14 protein-coding genes and 1 pseudogene are annotated in these 16,612 nt (G+C 71.9%); 3 read left to right on the top strand and 12 right to left on the bottom strand.

All coding sequences use genetic code 11. The features are described 5' to 3' along the window. Positions 1 to 58: 58 nt before the first annotated feature. On the bottom strand, positions 59 to 1,039 hold the full coding sequence (locus ACZ7LV_RS13670; protein WP_471938939.1) for a zinc-dependent alcohol dehydrogenase: 981 nt from the start codon (positions 1,037 to 1,039) through the stop codon (positions 59 to 61). A 107-nt stretch (positions 1,040 to 1,146) separates the two neighbouring features. Between ACZ7LV_RS13670 and ACZ7LV_RS13665 the strand changes: the two genes are divergently transcribed. Both ACZ7LV_RS13665 and ACZ7LV_RS13660 read left to right on the top strand, forming a co-directional pair. Next, positions 1,147 to 2,043: a CDP-alcohol phosphatidyltransferase family protein gene (locus ACZ7LV_RS13665; protein ID WP_471938938.1), complete on the top strand. Its 897-nt coding sequence runs from the start codon at positions 1,147 to 1,149 to the stop codon at positions 2,041 to 2,043. 287 nt (positions 2,044 to 2,330) lie between these two features. Beyond that, the gene (locus ACZ7LV_RS13660; RefSeq protein WP_471938935.1) at positions 2,331 to 2,924 is read left to right on the top strand and encodes a hypothetical protein; all 594 of its coding nucleotides are present in this window, start codon (positions 2,331 to 2,333) and stop codon (positions 2,922 to 2,924) included. A 54-nt stretch (positions 2,925 to 2,978) separates the two neighbouring features. Here the strand turns inward: ACZ7LV_RS13660 and ACZ7LV_RS13655 are convergent. The 3 genes and pseudogenes from ACZ7LV_RS13655 to ACZ7LV_RS13645 all read right to left on the bottom strand — a co-directional run. Next, positions 2,979 to 3,116 (bottom strand): annotated as a pseudogene (locus ACZ7LV_RS13655) (contact-dependent growth inhibition system immunity protein); the annotation flags it as partial. A 16-nt stretch (positions 3,117 to 3,132) separates the two neighbouring features. Further along, on the bottom strand, positions 3,133 to 3,693 hold the full coding sequence (locus tag ACZ7LV_RS13650) for a hypothetical protein (protein WP_471938933.1): 561 nt from the start codon (positions 3,691 to 3,693) through the stop codon (positions 3,133 to 3,135). A gap of 38 nt (positions 3,694 to 3,731) precedes the next feature. Further along, on the bottom strand, positions 3,732 to 4,310 hold the full coding sequence (locus ACZ7LV_RS13645) for a hypothetical protein (protein ID WP_471938930.1): 579 nt from the start codon (positions 4,308 to 4,310) through the stop codon (positions 3,732 to 3,734). 94 nt (positions 4,311 to 4,404) lie between these two features. Here ACZ7LV_RS13645 and ACZ7LV_RS13640 point away from each other — a divergent pair, with 94 nt between their 5' ends. Continuing rightward, on the top strand, positions 4,405 to 4,734 hold the full coding sequence (locus ACZ7LV_RS13640) for a deoxyxylulose-5-phosphate synthase (RefSeq protein WP_471938928.1): 330 nt from the start codon (positions 4,405 to 4,407) through the stop codon (positions 4,732 to 4,734). A 21-nt stretch (positions 4,735 to 4,755) separates the two neighbouring features. Here ACZ7LV_RS13640 and ACZ7LV_RS13635 read toward each other — a convergent pair whose 3' ends face one another. The 8 genes from ACZ7LV_RS13635 to ACZ7LV_RS13600 all read right to left on the bottom strand — a co-directional run bounded on the left by ACZ7LV_RS13635 (position 4,756) and on the right by ACZ7LV_RS13600 (position 16,586). After that, positions 4,756 to 5,772 carry an alpha/beta hydrolase gene (locus ACZ7LV_RS13635; protein ID WP_471939216.1) on the bottom strand — a complete coding sequence of 339 codons (1,017 nt, stop codon included), beginning with the start codon at positions 5,770 to 5,772 and terminating at the stop codon, positions 4,756 to 4,758. A gap of 145 nt (positions 5,773 to 5,917) precedes the next feature. Then, on the bottom strand, positions 5,918 to 7,804 hold the full coding sequence (locus ACZ7LV_RS13630; RefSeq protein ID WP_471939214.1) for a discoidin domain-containing protein: 1,887 nt from the start codon (positions 7,802 to 7,804) through the stop codon (positions 5,918 to 5,920). A gap of 156 nt (positions 7,805 to 7,960) precedes the next feature. Continuing rightward, entirely contained in the window at positions 7,961 to 9,319 is a 1,359-nt protein-coding gene (locus ACZ7LV_RS13625) for a GH1 family beta-glucosidase (RefSeq protein WP_471938926.1), read from the bottom strand. A 29-nt stretch (positions 9,320 to 9,348) separates the two neighbouring features. After that, a complete protein-coding gene (locus ACZ7LV_RS13620; RefSeq protein ID WP_385377516.1) occupies positions 9,349 to 10,188 on the bottom strand; it encodes a carbohydrate ABC transporter permease in 840 nt (279 codons plus the stop codon). A gap of 7 nt (positions 10,189 to 10,195) precedes the next feature. Beyond that, positions 10,196 to 11,197 carry a carbohydrate ABC transporter permease gene (locus ACZ7LV_RS13615; protein WP_401666053.1) on the bottom strand — a complete coding sequence of 334 codons (1,002 nt, stop codon included), beginning with the start codon at positions 11,195 to 11,197 and terminating at the stop codon, positions 10,196 to 10,198. A 14-nt stretch (positions 11,198 to 11,211) separates the two neighbouring features. Continuing rightward, complete coding sequence (locus tag ACZ7LV_RS13610; RefSeq protein WP_471938923.1) at positions 11,212 to 12,528, bottom strand: ABC transporter substrate-binding protein; 1,317 nt, start codon at positions 12,526 to 12,528, stop codon at positions 11,212 to 11,214. Positions 12,529 to 12,900: 372 nt separating this feature from the next. After that, positions 12,901 to 13,941, bottom strand: a complete 1,041-nt coding sequence (locus tag ACZ7LV_RS13605) for a LacI family DNA-binding transcriptional regulator (RefSeq protein WP_471938921.1) — start codon at positions 13,939 to 13,941, stop codon at positions 12,901 to 12,903. A gap of 26 nt (positions 13,942 to 13,967) precedes the next feature. Beyond that, positions 13,968 to 16,586 (bottom strand): glycoside hydrolase family 3 C-terminal domain-containing protein, encoded by a 2,619-nt coding sequence (locus tag ACZ7LV_RS13600; RefSeq protein WP_471938920.1) that lies wholly within the window; start codon positions 16,584 to 16,586, stop codon positions 13,968 to 13,970. Between the last annotated feature and the right edge of the window lie 26 nt (positions 16,587 to 16,612).

The raw sequence follows: 16,612 nt of genomic DNA, 5'->3' as shown, positions 1-16,612 counted from the left end.
CCGAGTAGTACGGCTCGTGTCCTTCCCATGTTCAGCGGCTCGTACCTCTTTTCTGAGGTCAGGCGCTTTCGGGGTACCGCACCCGGTGGCAGAGCGCCGGGATCCGACCGGAGGCGAGCCGGGGCAGCACGTCCGGGAGTTCCTCGAAGGCGCACTCCCCGGTGACGAGCGCGTCGAGCGCGGGGTCGGCGAGCAGGTCGAGGGCGAGGCCGAGCCGGTCGGCGTACGTCCGCCCGGGGCGGGCCGGGGAGACGGTGCCCACCTGGCTGCTGCGGATCGTCAGGCGCCGGGAGTGGAAGGCCTCGCCGAGCGGGAGGGCGACGCGCCGGTCCCCGTACCAGCTGAGTTCGATCACGGTGCCCTCGGGCGCGAGGAGTTCCAGCGACCGGGAAAGGCCCTGCTCGGTCGCGCTGGCGTGCACGACGAGGTCGCACTCGCCGAGCGCGTCGGCGGGTGCCGCGAACCCGACGCCGAGCGCCTCGGCAACGCCGGCGCGGGCGGGGTCGGCGTCGACCAACTGCACCCGTACGCCGGGGAAGCGGGCCAGCAGCGCGGCCACCGAGCAGCCGACCATGCCGCCGCCGACCACGGCGATCCGGTCGCCGACCAGGGGCGCCGCGTCCCAGAGGGCGTTGACGGCGGTCTCCACGGTGCCCGCGAGCACCGCGCGGTGGGCGGGCACGTGGTCCGGTACGGGGGTCACGGCGGCCGCGGGGACGACGTACCGGGTCTGGTGCGGGTAGAGGCAGAAGACGGTACGGCCGACCAGTTCGGCCGGGCCCTCCTCCACCACGCCCACGTTGAGGTAGCCGTACTTCACCGGCGCCGGGAAGTCGCCCTCCTGGAACGGCGCCCGCATGGCCGTGTGCTGGCTCTGCGGCACCCCGCCCCGGAAGACCAGCGTCTCCGTGCCACGGCTGACGCCGGACCAGAGTGAGCGGACCAGCACCTCGCCCTCGGCGGGCTCCGAAAGCTCGACGTCCCGGATCTCTCCCCGCCCCGGGGAGCTGAGCCAGAACGCCCGTGCGGCGCGGATCATCGGCGTTCCTCCTGAACGATCGGCAGGTGGTGCACGTACGGAGGTGTGCACAGGCCGCGCACAGTACGCGGCATGATCGACTCTGTCACCTGGCCGGAGGATGTGCGGTGGCCCTGAACAACACTTTTGACGCGAGGCTGGTCCAGCAGGAGACCGCGGTGGGCGCGGGCGTGCAGGTCCTGCTGCTGGCCGTGCTCGGATCGGCGATCGGACTGGGACCGGCGGGCTGGCTCACCGGGCTCGCCTTCGCGATCGCCAGCTGGGCGGTGCTCTCGCGGGCCCTGCACCGGTCCGGACTGAGGTCGTTCGGCCCGGCCAACCGGGTCACCCTCGGCCGGGCCACCCTGGTCGGCGGGGTGACCGCGCTGGTCGCCGACTCCTTCGAGAGCGCGCCGCCGGTCACGCTGCTGGTCGCCCTGACGGCGGTGGCGCTGATCCTCGACGGTGTGGACGGGAAGGTCGCGCGGCGCACGGGCACGTCGTCGGCGCTCGGGGCACGCTTCGACATGGAGGTCGACGCGTTCCTCATCCTCGTCCTGAGCGTCTACGTCTCGATGTCGTTGGGCCCGTGGGTGCTGCTCATCGGCGGCATGCGCTACGCGTTCGTCGCCGCGGCCCGCTTCCAGCCGTGGCTGAACGCGGCGCTCCCCCCGAGCACGGCCCGCAAGACGGTGGCCGCGGCGCAGGGAGTGTTCCTGCTGGTGGCGGGCGCCGATCTGCTCCCGTGGGCGGGCAACGCCGCGGTCGTCGGGCTGGCGTTGGGCCTGCTGATGTGGTCCTTCGGCCGCGACGTGCTGTGGCTGTGGCGGACGTCGCGGGAGGGCCGGCCGGCCGGGGTACCGACGGAAGAGGCGTTGCCGATGGGCCCGACGCGGGCCGCGGAGGCGGCTTCCGGGACGGTCGGCGAGGCGGCGCAGGGCGTGCGCGCGGAGACGGCGGTACGGACCGGGCAGGCGGAGAAGTCCGGGCGGACGGGGCGGGTTCTGGAGCCGGTCGCCGGGTGACGCGCGGCCGGTCACGGCCGACGCGGCGTATACAGCGGGATCGGCTCGACGAGCCTGTCACATCGGGACCTTTCCAGACCCAGGCCACCGCTAGCATGTTCGAGGCTGCCTGCCTCACGTCCGGCCTCGTCGTGGCACGGTCGGCGGCCGCGACGCTTTCGTCCGACCACGGCGGCACGTGGACAGGACACAGCGCAACAGGCCCGACCTGACCGCTCCGCAGCTCCGACCAAGGCCCGCTCGTGCCCGCGTCAGCGCGCATTTGTCCCGATGAGGAGTTCCCCGCCATGGCCGACAGCACCTCCGACAGACCGGTCCCGACGCCCCCACCGCCGCCGTACCCTCCCGCGCCGCCGGCCGCTCACTGGCAGCCCCACCCCTCACCTCCCCAGCGACGCGGCACGGGCCGGCTCATAGCCGTCGCCCTGGTCTCCGCCCTCATCGCCGCGCTGCTCGCCGGCGGGGGCGCCACCTGGTGGGTGCTGAAGTCGAAGGACGCCGAGAACGCCATGGCGCACGTCGAAATCCTGGGCGGCAAGTCGGTCGTCAAGGAGGACCCCTCCGACCTCGGCGGCTGCGACGACACCGACGAGTTCACGTACAACGACTGCGACCCGGCCACCGAGACCTACGAGTTCGCGTACAAGATCACGAACGACGGGGACGACCCCGCCAACTACTCGGTCGTCGTCAACGCCTTCGACAAGGACGGGGACTTCGTGGCGCAGACCTACATCGGAGCCACGCACGTGGCGCCGGGCAAGACGGATTCGGACGAGGGCGAGTTCAACGAGTACAGCACGCTGGAGGACGGCAGAGATCTGTCCGACATAGCGAGCGTGAAGGCGGGCCACGTCGAACGCATTTCCTTGGCCAACTGACGAGCGACCGTCGAAGGCTGTGCGGGACGTGACCCGGGGTCGATAAAGGCCCGATCAGATGCCGGACCACCTCGCCGCCACCGACTGGAACCAGTCACCGTAGGAGGCCGGTTCGGGCGGGCCGACCTCCATGCCGAGTTCTGCGGCTGCCAGGGCGTAGTCGCCCTCGTCCAAAGGGAGGGCGAGCAGCTCGTGGAGTTCCGACGGGTCAGTAGTCGGCGAAGTTCCAGAACATGCCCACCTCGGTGTCGGAGACGACGATCAGGCCGAAGTCCTCCGTGTAGATGCTGAGCGGGCTGTACGCCCAGCTGGACGATGTGAAGTCGAGCGTGCCACGCACATGGCCCGGCTTGCTGATGTTGGTGTGATAGCGGGCCTCGTCCCCGTAGCGCGCGAGGATCGTGCGCGCCATCTCCCGCAGTTCCTCCTCGCTCTCCGCGAAACGCCTCAGGTTGGAAAGGGTGCACCCGTCGTCCGTGAGGGCCAGGAGCAGATTCTCGGCACTCTCCCGGTCGATCTCCTGAAGACGCGGCGCGACGCTCTTCGCGGGGTACGCGGCGAAGGGATATGTGGGTGAGGCCTCGCGCTCCGGGGCTTGAGCCGCGTCGTCGAGACCGGTCCAACCTCGTGGGTCCGGGACCCGCGCCATCAGCGCGAGCACGTCGAGGACCCAGTCCTCGTGGCGGCGCGGGCCCGTGGCGTCGTACGGGTACGCGTCCTCGTACAGGTGACGCACCGCAGCTTCCCAAGAAGCCTGGTCGACGGACATGTGGTGCTGGCCTTTCTCGGTCGGTTCGGCAGGGCACCCTAGGGCGCATAGGGCATCGACGTCATGACGGTGAACGGCGGTGTGCGACTGCTGTCGTACCTGATGCGCGTGTCGATGCCGGTCACGTCGTATGCCTTGGCCCTCAGGCCGCCCTGCTTGTACCCGGACAGCGGATCGCTGGGGTCCACTGGCTGCTTGAACACGCTGCGGCCGCTGATCTCGCCGTTGGGCGTAGTGGAGTAGAACGGTTCGACCGTGCCGTCGGCCGGCGGCGGCGGGCCCTTGATCCACGCCTCGATCGCGGCCTTGTTCTGGTTGAGGTTGTATTCGGTCAGCTCCTCTGCCCGCCGGTAGTTCGGGAAGGCCGAAGAGGCTTTGATTTTCGGCTTTTCGTATGGCCAGGTCAGGGTCGGACCCTGGTTCGGGTTCGCCGGCTGGTCACGCAGGCGCTGCGCAAGCTGCTCGTCCGTCTTGCCCACGTGCTTGTCCAGGGTGTGACCGTCCACCATGTACTCGTTGGCGGCAAGCTCGAGGTCGTACTTGCCGGCCGAGTCGACCTTCAGCCAGACCTGTGAGTCGCCCCCGTAGCCGCGGCATGACAAGTCGCGTATGCACACTGATCGTAGCCTTGTGCTCCAGGGAGGCCGACGGTGGGCGGGAAGGCGGCAGGAGAGCAGTTGCTGGGACCGCCGTGCGCACTATGCTGCCGGAATGGCCCACGCGAAGACCTCGTACGTCTGTCTGCCCTGTCGGGCCTCGTACAAGCAGCCCTACGGCCCGGACAGGCAGCGGGTCTGCCCCCGCTGTGCGGGGACGATGATCCACGTGGGTTCGGCCTTCGCCCCGCCGCCGCGGCGGGATGTCGCGGCCTGGCGCACCCTCTCCGTTCTGCTGAACGCCGGTGTTCGCTTTCACAAGAGCTGCTGCGGCGGCCCCGGTTACCGTCCGCGCACCCTGCGGGAGGTACGTGAGCGGATGGTGGGCGCCCGGCGGTCCGGCGAGTCCTTCGTCAGGGCGCTCGTGCGCCGCGAGGTGCCCTGACGGGGCAGGTCCCGGTCGGGGTCAGGTGTCGGCGTTCAGGGCGGCGAGCAGTATCGGCAGTGAGGCGTGGAGTTCGCGTTCCCAGTAGGCCCAGGTGTGGGTGCCGGGGCCGTAGAAGTGGGTGGTGACGTGCCGGGCGCCGACGCGCTTCAGTTCGGCGGCCAGGGCGTGGTTCTGGCGGTTGAAGTCGGCCTCCAGGGGGTTCGTCGCGCCCGGTGGGTCGAGGGGGCCCGCGGTGCCGTCGCCGCAGGAGAGGTAGACGGGCAGGGACTTGAGCCGCTTCGCCAGGTGGTACGGGTCGTGGGACTGCCAGATACGGCGCTGGGCCACCGGGTCGCCCCAGATCCGCAGGGGGTCGTTGCCCTGGCCGGCGAACAGGCCCATGATCCGGTCGACCGACTCCTGGTTCAGCAGGGGGTGCGCCGAACCGGAGTACGCGGCGGTCGCCTTGAACATGCCCGGGTGCCGGGCGGCGTAGAGCAGGGCGCCCTGGCCGCCCATGGACAGACCGGCGACGACGCGGTCGCGGCCGGCGCCCCAGTCGCTCTCCAGGAGCCGTCGCAGTTCCACCGTGTGGAAGGTCTCCCACGCGGGGTCGCCGCCCTCGCCGTGGTTCCACCAGTCGGTGTACCAGCCGTTCCAGCCGGCCTCCGGCATCACCACCAGCACGTCGCGCAGGCTCTCGGTCTCGGCGACGTCGGTCATGCGGGTCCATGACGTGTAGTCCCCGCAGCAGCCGTGCAGCAGCCAGAGCGTCGGCCAGTGGCGGCGCCGGTCGTCGGGGTTCCAGCCGTCGGGGGTGAGCAGGCGCACCTGCACGGTGCGGCCGCCGAGGGCGCTCGACCGCACCGACAGGTCGACCTGCCGGTCCGCGACCTGGGTGACCGCCACGACCTCGGCGCCCGAGGGGCGCGCGGCGCCGGTCGGCGGGGGAACGGGTGCGGCGGCGAGCGTCGGCGCGGCCGGCGCGACGGTCGCCAGCAGCACCGCGAGCACGAGCAGGACTCGGGAACGAAAGGGGGTCAGGACGGCGGTCACGGTCGTGATCACGGCGGCTCCCTGCGGTGTGTCTCGCTGCTGCCCGGACAGATCGACGAAGCGGCTGTGGAGCATGGTGCCATCGAACGGGACCGGGCGGGAGACGGGCCGTCGGCCACCGACGCCTCGTCTCCCGCCCGGTCGCTCAGCCCTTCTGCTCCACGCGGACCCAGTCCACCTCCGCCCGCACTCCCCCGCCCGCGATCCGGTCCACGCTCGACTGGGGCAGGCCCCAGTAGGGGGTGGTGACCTGGTTCCAGCCGGCGGGATAGGCGCCGCCCAGGGCGAGGTTCAGGATGACGTACTGGTGGTGGTCGAAGACCCACTGGCCGCGCGTCGACTCCAGCTTGTTGCGGCTCGTCTCCTGGACCAGGCGGTCGTCGACGAAGAACTTCATGCCGGTCGGCGTCCACTCCACCGCGTAGGTGTGCCACTGGTCGGCGCGGCCGCCGTTCGGATACACCTGCCGGGCACCGATGTTGCCGTCGGCGGAGTAGCCGGGGCCGTGCAGTGCGGTGCTGGTCCAGTCCGCGTAGCCGACGTTCTCCATGATGTCGGTCTCGCCGGAGGCGGGCCAGGAGACCGTGGGGTCGTCGACGTTGCTGCCCAGCAGCCAGAAGGCGGGCCAGAAGCCGTCGCCGACCGGGAGCTTCATACGGGCGCTCACCCTGCCGTACGTGAAGTCGAACTTGGTGTGGGTGTCGATGCGGCCGGAGGTGAAGTCGTAGGTGCCGCCGCCCGCCTTGGTGCAGCCCTTGCAGTACGTGGCCCGCAGCACCAGTGCGCCGTTCTCCTGGCGGATGGTGTCCGGGGAGTCGACGTACGCCTGGGACTCGCCGTTCACCGGGCCCATCTCCGTGCCCGTACGGACCACCCGCCACTTGGCGCGGTCCAGCGCGGCCGACGTGAAGTCGTCGAAGAAGGTGGTGCGGTACGCGCCGGACGGGTCGCCCGGCAGCGCCGGGTAAGCCGCCGCGGCCGAGCCGCCGGTGCCCCAGACCTGGAACTCGTAGAGGGAGTAGCCGAACTGGGCCGTGTGCGGGGCGGGGTTGTGGAAGGAGCGGCGTTCCTTGCCGAGCATGCGCACGTAGCGGCCGGTGGCGGGCGCGGGGAGGCGGACCGAGTCGTGGCGGCCGGTCGCCTCGCCCGGGGCCTTCACGTCCGCGCGGCGGGCCGCGACCTCGGCGGCCGTCGGGCGGTACACCGTGCGCCAGGTGCGGTTGTCGTCCGAGACCTGGAGTTCGTAGTCGACGGCGTAGGCGGCCTCCCAGTAGAGGTCGACGGTGTCGATGGTCGATGTCGCGCCGAGGTCGACCGAGACCCAGCGGCTCGCGTTCCAGTCGGAGGCCCAGCGGCTGGCGTCCGCCTTCAGGTCGGCGGGCCATCCGCCGTCCGTGACGAAGGCGGGTGAGTTGCCCGCGTGCTGGTAGAAGTTCGCGTAGGCCGGGTGGTGCAGGGCCAGGTTGGTGCGCGTGGTGGAGGCGGGAGCCGGTTCGCCGCCGTAGACCTTGAAGGAGAACAGGGAGTAGCCCCAGGCGGTGGCGCGCTCGACGCCGCGCATGCGGACGTAGCGGGCCGTGACCTCCTGCGGGTACGTGTGGGCCGTGACCGAGCCGCCGGTGCCGGCCGTCTCCGTGTAGAACGGGGTCCAGTCGGTGCCGTTGCGCGAGGCCTCCAGGACGTACCGCTTGCCGTACGCCGCCTCCCAGTCGAGGACGACCCGGTCGACGCGGATCGTCGAGCCGAGGTCTACGCGGATCCAGGCGTCGTCCGCGAAGTCGCTCGACCAGCGGGTGCCGCCGTTGCCGTCGAAGGCGAGGCCCGGGGCGGTGCCGCCGTTCTCGCTGCCGGAGGCCGTGACGGAGGACGGGGCGGCGGCGTAGGCGGAAGCGGCCCGGTCGGTGTCCCAGGCCGCCGCGGCCGAGGGTCCGGCAGCGGCGGGTGCGGTGAGTCCTGGGCCGGCGCAGAGCAGGGCGACGGCCGTCAACGCGGTCACGAGGACGCGGGGGGTGCGGGGGGTGCGGAGCTGCATGCGGGTCTCCTTGGCAAGGTTGTCGTGCACCTGACATACCTTCTGGCATACCTGACACGTGCGTGCAGTCGTTCCAGTCGTGCAGCCGTGCAGCCGTGGTGGACGCGGACTCCCGCGACCGCGCCCACCACGGGGTCTTCGGACCCGCCGGTGCCGCTACGCCGCCTCGCGCGCCCGGCCCCGGTGGTCGCGGACGATCTCCGCGTACCGGTGGCCGGCACCCTTGATGGTGCGGACCTGGGTCGCGTAGTCGACGTGGACCAGCCCGAACCGCTTGTCGTAGCCGTACGCCCACTCGAAGTTGTCCAGCAACGACCAGGCGAAGTACCCCGCCAGCGGCGCCCCCTTGCGGGCCGCCGACGCGCACGCCGCCAGGTGCTGGACCAGGTAGGCCTGGCGCTCCGGGTCGTCGATCGTGCCGTCGGGGCGCACCACGTCGGGGAACGAGGAGCCGTTCTCCGTGACGTACAGCCTGCGCGGCCCGTACTCCCGCGTCAGGCGCAGCAGCAGTTCCTCGATGCCGCTCGCGTCGATCTCCCAGTCCATGCCGGTGCGCGGGACGCCGTCGCGCCGGACGGTGCGGACCTGGGGCGCGGGGGCGTCCGGGTCGTCGGCGACCGTCTGCGGGAAGTAGTAGTTCAGGCCCAGCCAGTCCAGCGCGCCCCCGATGGCCGCCATGTCGCCCGGCTGCTCGGGGAGTTCCACGCCGTACACCTCCCGCATGTCCTGCGGGAAGCCGCGGCCGTGCACCGGGTCCAGCCACCAGCGGTTGGTGTGGCCGTCCATGCGGCGGGCGGCCGCGAGGTCCTGCGGCCGGTCCGACGCCGCGTGGATCGTGGAGAGGTTGTTGACGATGCCGACCTGGGCGTGCGGGGCCGCCGCCCTGATGGCCTGCATGCCGAGGCCGTGCGCGAGGAGCAGGTGGTACGAGGCCCGCACCGCCGCCGTCAGGTCCGTCCAGCCGGGGGCCATCTTGCCCTCCAGGTGACCGATCCACGCGGAGCACAGGGGCTCGTTGAGCGTGGCCCAGTGGGACACCCGGTCGCCGAGGCGCTCCGCGACGACGGACGCGTACGCCGCGAAGTGCTCGGCCGTCTCGCGCTCCGGCCAGCCGCCGCGGTCCTGGAGCGCCTGGGGCAGGTCCCAGTGGTAGAGCGTGACCGAGGGGGTGATGCCCGCCTCCAGCAGACCGTCGACCAGTTCGTCGTAGAAGGCCAGCCCCTTCGAGTTCACCGGGCCGTCGCCGCCCGGTACGACGCGCGGCCAGGCGATCGAGAGGCGGTAGGCGTTGGTGCCCAGCCGGCGCATCAGACCGATGTCCTCGCGCCAGCGGTGGTAGTGGTCGCAGGCGACGTCGCCGTGGTCGTCGCCCGCGATCTTGCCGGGGGTGTGCGAGAACGTGTCCCAGATCGACGGCGAGCGGCCGTCCTCCGCCACGGCTCCCTCGATCTGGTACGCCGAGGTGGCCGTGCCCCACAGGAAGTCGTGCGGGAGTGCGGCGAGGTCGATGGTCACGGAAGTCCTTTCGGAGACTGGTGCGTCGGTCACTTGACGGCCCCGGCCGTCAGCCCGGCGACGAGATAGCGCTGGAGCAGCAGGAAGCCCGCGACCACGGGGACGCTCACCACGAGCGAGGCGGCCATGATCTGGTTCCAGTACACGTCGTTGAGCGTGGAGTAGCCCTGGAGGCCGACCGCGAGGGTGCGGGTGGTGTCGTTGGTCATCACCGACGCGAAGAGCACCTCGCCCCAGGCGGTCATGAACGCGTAGACGGCGACGGCGACGATGCCGGGGATCGCGGCGGGTACGACGACCTGCACGAGGGCGCGCAGCGGGCCGCAGCCGTCCACCAGCGCCGCCTCGTCGAGGTCGCGGGGCACCGAGTCGAAGTAGCCGATCAGCATCCAGATCGAGAACGGCAGCGAGAACGTGAGATAGGTGAGGATCAGTCCGCCCCGCGAGCCGAACAGGGCGATGCCGGTGGCGTTGCCGATGTTGACGTAGATGAGGAACAGCGGGAGCAGGAAGAGGATGCCCGGGAACATCTGCGTCGACAGCACCGTGACCGAGAAGACACGCTTGCCGGGGAAGTCGTAGCGGCTGACGGCGTAGGCGGCGAAGACGGCGATCACCACCGAGCAGACCGTCGCCGCGCCCGCCACGACCAGGGAGTTCACGAAGTACTTGGCGAGCGGGACCGTCGACCAGATGTCGATGTACGGACGGACGGTCAGTTCGCTGGGCAGCCAGCGGAACGAGCTGGAGACGTCCTGGAGCGGCTTCAGGGAGCTGGAGACCATGACGTACACCGGCAGCAGGACGAAGCCGGTGAGCAGGGTCAGGAAGATCCGGCGGGTCCACAGGAAGGAGCGGGGCGCCGCCATCGGAGACCTAGACATGGGTGGACCTCCGGCCACGTGACGTCAGCAGCAGGTACACGCCCGTCACGACGAGCAGGAAGAGCAGCAGCAGGACCGACATCGCCGAGCCGGCGCCGAAGTTCCAGGTGACGAACGACGACTGGTAGATGTGGATGGAGATCAGGTCGGCCGCCGCCGGTGCCGCCTTGCCGAACAGGACGTACGGCGTGTTGAAGTCGTTGAACGTCCACAGGAACAGCACCAGGACCAGCACCTGGTTGACCGGGCGCAGCGAGGGCAGGGTGATGCGGCGGATCTGCTGCCAGACGCCGGCGCCGTCCAGGGCCGCCGCCTCGTACAGGTCCCTCGGGATGTTCTGCAGACCCGCCATCACGATCAGGAAGGCGAACGGCCAGCCCTTCCAGACCGAGACGACGAGCAGGGCGATGAAGCTGTTGTCCCCGATCAGCCAGAACGAGGGCTTGTCGGTGAGGCCCAGCTGGTCGTGCAGGACGTGGTTCACCAGGCCGTTGTCGTGCTGGAACATGAACGCCCAGGTGATGACCGCGGCGTAGACGGGCAGCGCGTAGGGGACCAGGAACAGCGCCCGCAGCAGCCCCCGGCCGCGGAACGTGTCCTGCATGCAGATCGCGGCGGCGGTGCCGATGAACCAGCACAGGCCGACGGAGAGGACCGTGAAGGCGCAGGTGACGAGGAACGAGTCGAGCAGCGCCTGGCCCACGGGGGCGTCGAAGTCCACCGACATGCGGTAGTTGTCGACGCCGGTCCACGGGGCGAGGCTCCAGTCCCGGATGTAGAACTGGGTGAGTTCCTTGAAGCTCATCACGATGCCGATGACCATCGGCACCAGGTGGACGAGGAGTTCCAGGGCCAGCGCGGGGAGCAGCAGCAGGTAGGGCAGGCCGATCCGGCGGATCCGCCCGGTGCGGCGGCGGGGGCCGCGCGCCGCACCGGGGGAGCTCTTGCCGACCGTCCGCTCACCGGGCCGTGCCGAGGCGGTGGTGGTCGTCATGGTGGTGTCCGGGCTCACTTCGTCGGCATCTGCTGCTGGGCCTTGGTGAGCGCCGCCTTCACCGACTCCGTGGTCACCTCACGGCCGGCCGCGGCGTCGGCGAACAGTTCCTTGACCGCCGTGCCGACGGCCGTCTCGAACTGGGACTCGTCCGGGACCTGGGGCAACGCGGAGGCACTGCTCGCCAGGGTCTCGCGCAGGACCGCCGTGGCCGGGGAGTTGAACGCGGCGTCGGACTGGGCGGCCTTGACCGGCGGGATGGAGCCGTACGCCTTGTTGAGGATCTTCTGCTCGGCGTCACTGGTCATGAACTTCACGAACTCGGTGGCGCCGTCGATGTTGTCGGAGTTCTTGAACACCGCCATGTTGATGCCGGCGACCATGGAGTTGGTGTTCGTGCCGGTGCCGGGCTCGCCGGACTGGACGGGGGCCGGGGCGACGCCCCAGTCGTCCTCCTTCATGCCCATGGACGCGAAGGTGGCCGAGGCGGTCTGCCAGAGCACCATCGACGTCTTGCCCTTGGCGAAGTCGCTCAGCGACTGGTTCTGCGCGTACTCGGCGTTGCCCGGGGCGATGATCTTGTCGCCGGCCATCAGGTCGACGTACTGCTTGACGGCCGCGACCGCGCCGTCGGAGGTGAAGTCGGGCTTGCCGTCGGCGGTGAAGAAGTCGGCGCCGTGCTGCTTGCCGAGGACGAAGACCTGGTGGATGTTGTTCGACAGGTTCGAACCCTCGGCACCGAGGCCCCACTTGCCGTCCTTGGAGATCTTCTTCCCGGTCTCGACCAGCTCGTCCCAGGTGGCGGGGGGCTGCTCTATGCCCGCGTCGGCGAACATCTTCTTGTTGTAGTAGAGCGCGTAGGCCATCGAGTACAGCGGCACGGCGGCCGGGTCCTGTCCCTGGACGCCGGTCGAGCCGAGGGCGGAGTCGACGAAGCGGTCCTTGCCGCCGATCTTGTCGAGGTTCTTCGCGTCCCACGGCAGCAGCGCGCCGGTGGCCTGGAGGGAGGCGCTCCAGGTGTTGCCGATGTTGAGCACGTCCGGGCCCTGACCGGACGTGGTGGCGGTGAGGATCCGGTTCAGCAGGTCGGACCAGGGCACGACCTCCAGCTCCACCTTGATGCCGGTCTGCTTCTCGAACTTGTCGAGCTCGGGCTGGAGGACCTTCTTGTCGACCTCGACGCTGGCGCCCTGGTTGGAGGCCCAGTAGGTCAGCGTCTTGGGCGAGTCGTTGGACCCGCCGCCCGAGGCGGAACCGCCTCCGCAGGCCGAGGCGGTGAGAGCGAGAGACAGGGTGACGGCGCCTACGGCCGCGGCTCGGATGCTGCGCATGGCTCCTGGTGTCCCTTCCGGGAGTCGAGAAGTCCGAGGACGGCCCGGAGGCGCACGACGCCCGTTCGCGTTCACGCTCCGAAGCCCCTCATGGCTTAATTTAGGACGTGAGTTAAACCTCAAGAGAAAGGCCCGTCAAGATGTCCGGCACCGTCTCTTGACGGGCCCGGCCGCCCACGCCGCCTGCCGGAGCGAGGGGAACGGCGGGCGAGCCGCCGATGACCTGGGACTATGGCCCGGACCTGGGAAAGGACCGGGCGGGGTGCCGTTGTGCAACGGTTGGGTCTCGGCCCGGCGCGGACGCCGGAGCGAGCACCAACTCCTGTAGTCCGACCGTGGCGTCGGCGTCATGATCCACCGGAGCGGCGGTGGTCAGGCCGAGTCGCGTACGACGAGTTCGGGATCGAAGATCACCGACGTGGGTTCGGCACGGGTCCCCCTGATGTGCTCGTCGAGCAGCCGCGCCATCGTCGCCGCCATCTCCTCCACCGGCTGGCGCACGGTGGTGAGCCGTGGCCGGCAGGTGACGGCCACGCTGGAGTCGTCGAAACCGACGACGGCGACGTCCTGCGGGACCCTGCGCCCGTGCTCGCGCAGCACCTGGACGGCGCCCTGGGCCATCAGGTCGTTGGCCGTGAACACGCCGTCCAGAAGCGGGTGTTCGGACAGCAGCGAGGTCATCGCCGCCATCCCGCTGTCCACCGTGAAGCCGCCCTCGGCGACCGGCAGGTACGGATGCCCGTGCCGGGCCATGGTGTCGCGGAACCCGGCGAGGCGTTCCTGGCTCGCCGCGACCGCCAGCGGGCCGGCGACGGTGACGACGCGGCGGCACCCCCGGGCGAGCAGGCACTCGGCGGCGAGCCGGCCACCGTCCCGGTGGGCGAGGTCGACGTAGCTGAGCGGTAGCGGCCGTCCGGGCCGGGCGAACAGGACCGCCGGCAGCCGGGCGTCGGCGAGCAGCGCGGGCAGCGGGTCGTCCGGGTGCGTGGAGACGACGAGCGCGCCGTCCGCACTGCCTTGGCGCAGATACGTCACGACCTCCTGACGGGCCTTCGGCGTCTGCGCGAACATCAGCACCGGGTGCATCGAGCGCGGCCGCAGGTGTCCGACCACACCGCCGACCACCCGGCCGAAGAAGGGGTCCGCGAACACCCGCGTGGCGAAGGCGTCCTGCTCGGCGTCCGAGGCGTCGCCCGCTCCCGAGACGACCAGGGCCACGGTGGTGGTGCGCCGCGTGACCAGGGAACGGGCGGCCTGGTTGGGGGCGTACCCGGTCCGTTCGATGGCCCGGCGGACCAGGTCCTGGATGGCGGGGTCCACGTTGCGGACGCCGTTGACGACCCGGGACACGGTGGCCCGGGAGACCCCGGCCTCCCGGGCGACGTCCTCCAGGGTCGGGGCCTGTCTGCTCATGCCCGCACCCTAAAGGGGGGAACGGGTCAGGGGGTAGAGCGCTCTCCGGGGGTGCGGTCCACCTCCGTCGCCGCCACCTCCACGTCCGCCACGAGCGGCAGGTCGCCGGCCGAGCGGCCCGCGAGGACCTCGCAGGGGCCCGGTTCGGTGCGCCAGCCGCCGTGGCCGGGTGACCAGTGGCTCAGGGCCCGTGCCGGGATCCGGACCGTCGCCGTCACCGTCTCGCCGGGGCCGGCGTGGACCGGGGCGTACCCGGCGAGCCAGCGCTCCGGGTACGCGACACGGCCCCGCGGGCGGGCCAGGTACACCTGCACCACCTCCCTCCCCGTGCGGCTCCCGGTGTTGCGCAGCCGGACGCGCACCGTGAGGTCCTCCCCCGCGGGCGCGACCCGCGGTGCCGTCAACTCCTCGTACGACCAGGTCGTGTATCCGAGGCCGTGCCCGAACCAGTAGGCGGGCGTGCGCCGTTCGCGCAGCCAGGCGCGGTGGCCGACGTGCAGGCCCTCGGTGTAGTCGAGCCGGCCGTCGGTGGGGGCGGTGGCCGTGACGGGGGCGTCCGCCAGCGCGGCCGGCCAGGTGGTCGGTAGCCGTCCGCCCGGTTCGGCCCGCCCGAAGAGGACGTCCGCGAGGCCGCCGCCGCCCTCCTGGCCGGGGAACCACGCCAGCAGCAGCGCGCCGACCTCGTCGCGCCAGGGCATCTCCACCGGTCCGCCGCTGTTGACCACGGCCACCGTGCGCGGGTTGGCCGCGGCCACGGCGCGCACCAGGGCGTCCTGGGCGCCGCCCAGCGCCAGGCCGGTGCGGTCGCGGCCCTCGCACTCGTCGTGTGCGGTGGTGCCGACGACCACGACGGCCGCGTCCGCCTCGCGGGCCGCGCGGGCGGCCCGGGCGAGCGCATGTGCGACGTCCGGTGCGGGTGGGGCCGCGCTGACGACGGTCGCCCGGCCGGTGCCGGGCGCGAGTTCCCGCCGGGCCAGCAGCAGGGCGTCCTGTCCGACGCCCAGTTCGGCGAAGGCGTACTGGGCGGGCGGATGGACGTGCACCACCGCCGGGTCGTCGGTCAGCGGCGGGAACTCCCCGTCGAGCAGGACCCGGCCGTCCAGTTCGAGGCGCATCCGGCCGAACCCGGCGACGCCCAGTGTCCAACGGCCCTCGGTGCGGGGCCGCAGCCGCGCGCTGATCTCGACGGTGTGCGCGCCGGGCACCAGGCGCGGTTCCAACAGCCGTCCCCCGCCGCGCCGTTCGGCGTACAGCTCATGTCCGGCGGCGTCGAGCACGCGCAGCAGCACGCCGGGCTGCCCGGAGCGCGGGTCGGAGCAGGTGTCCGCGTCCAGCGGGGGCGGCGGGCCCTCCGGTCGCGGGCCGGGCACGTGGACGACCCGTGCCCGGCCGCGCAACGCGGCCCGGATGCCGTCCAGGACGGACACCTCGGCATGGGGGAAGACGCCGGCGCTGCCGCCGCCCTGGGTGCGGGTGCGTGCGGCGTGCGCACCGAGGACGGCGAGGGTGGGCGGACCCGGCGCGGGCGCCCACGCCGGGGTGCCGGACGGCACCTGCACGCGGCCCGCCGACTCCCGGGCCCCACCGCGGCCCGGTCGGGTGAGGGCACCCGGGCCCGGGGGCTCCTCCGGGGCGCCGGGTCTCAGGTGATCCGGGTCCAGCGGCAGCACACCGCGGTTGGTCAGCAGGACCGTGCCCGCCGCGACCGCCCGGCGTGCCAGTGCCCGCACCTCACGGGTCCCCCGGCGCGGCACGGCCGGCGGGTGCTCCCCCGCCAGGGCGCCGACGCGGGCGGCCAGGCGCAGCACCCGGCGCGCCTTGTCGGCCACGGCGGACTCGGACACCTCCCCCTCGGCCACCGCGCGGGCGAGCGCCTCGCCCCAGGGACCGTCGGGCCCGGGCATGGCGAGGTCGAGGCCGGCCCGGGCGGTGTCCACCGTGCCGCGCACGGCGCCCCAGTCGGACACCACGACCCCGTCGAAGCCCCACTCGCTCTTCAGCGGATCCGTGAGCAGCCCGCTCGCGGTCATGGTCGTGCCGTTGACCGCGTTGTACCCGGCCATGACCAGCCGGACCCCGGCGGCCACCGCCGCCTCGAAGGGGGCGAGGTACACCTCCCTCAGGGCGCGCTCACCGACCCGTACGTCCACGGTGAGCCGGTCGGTCTCGGAGTCGTTCGCCACGTAGTGCTTGGCCGTGGCGGCGACCCCGTGCGCCTGCACCCCCCGGATCAGCGCGGCGCCGATCCGGGCGGTGAGGCAGGGGTCCTCCGAGAAGCACTCGAAGTGCCGCCCGCCGAGCGGGCTGCGGTGCAGATTGAGGGTGGGGGCGAGCAGGACGTCGGCACCCTTGCGGCGCGCCTCGGCGGCGAGCAGTCCGCCGAGACGCTCCACCAGCACCTCGTCCCAGGTGGCGGCGAGCGCCGTGGCGGAGGGCAGCAGGACGGACGTGTGCCGCTCGTCCCACGACTCGCCCCGTACCCCCGCCGGACCGTCCGACAACACCATCTCCCGCAGCCCGACGGCCGGCTCGGCCCTGGTCCGCCAGGTCGTCGCGCCGCTGAGCAGCGATGCCCTGGCCTGCGGCGTCAGCTTCCCCAGCAGCCGGTCGATGTCGTCCGCCGTCGCCTCGTCGCTCGTCCCCACCTGGTCCCGCTCCCGTTCTCGATCAG

The sequence above is a fragment of the Streptomyces sp. NPDC107562 genome, assembly GCF_055657325.1.
This window is presented reverse-complemented; position numbering and strand designations above follow the sequence as displayed.